Consider the following 974-nt stretch of genomic DNA (forward strand, 5'->3'; position numbering starts at 1 on the left):
GGCCTGTGGAGTTACTTCGAGCAGGCGCCCGATGGCCAGTCCCACACATTAGTTATTACTGACCTGACGCATTTTTGTAAGCCACTCGAGCCAGCGCAGATTACTTTTTCGCGATCCGAGATCACCTCTGAGATCGACGCGCTAACTCAATGGTCCGGCACCCGTACCCTGCAGAGTGTGAAATACACGCCAGTCACAGGCGACTACAAATCCCCTGGAGATCACCGGATCACATACGGTCAGACAATGCCCAACCAGGGAAGCCTGCCGGACCAGATGGAGGTTTACGAATACACGGGGGCATATAGTCACCTCGATTTCGATCGGGGCGACCATCTGAACCGTATCCGTATCGAAGAATGGGAATCACGCGCGAAGCGGTTTTTTGGCGTTGGAGGCGTTCGCCGTGTCGACGCGGGACGCTGGTTTGAATTTGTAGATCACCCCGATCATCAGAACGATAAGCAGCAGGACCGCAGTTTCCTGATCGTCGAGACGCGCTGGTTTGTTGAGAACAACCTGCCGCTCGGAAATACCCAGCGATTTCCGGGCAGCCTGGAAACGGCACTCGAGCAGGCTCGCGCCCCACACCAGACTCAGCCCACCGACGCATCGGGGAATGACGGCTTCTTCCTGACGCAGATCGAGGCGCAACGTTGGGCGATACCGTTTCACAGCCCGTTCGAACACCACAAGCCGCACATGCGCATGCAGTCGGCAACGGTCGTGGGCCCAGCCGGTGAAGAGGTCTACACCGACGCATTGAATCGCATCAAGGTGAAATTCCGCTGGGACCGGTTAGCCAGCGGCGATGACACCTCGTCGTGCTGGATACGCGTGATGCAGTCCGATACCGGGAGAGGATACGGCGGTGTGCACGTGCCTCGCATTGGCGAAGAGATATACGTCGACTGGGACGGAGGGGATTGCGACCGGCCCATTGCGATTGGAAAAGCGTACAACGGGTGGGTGCA

General features: G+C 57.8%; 1 protein-coding gene. It reads left to right on the plus strand.

Annotated features, from left to right (window positions below):
- Positions 1-974, plus strand: a 974-nt coding sequence (locus tag ACYVNQ_RS31755; protein ID WP_460908527.1) for a type VI secretion system Vgr family protein, incomplete at both ends; no start/stop codon positions are given.

It is taken from the genome of Paraburkholderia jirisanensis (assembly GCF_054782355.1).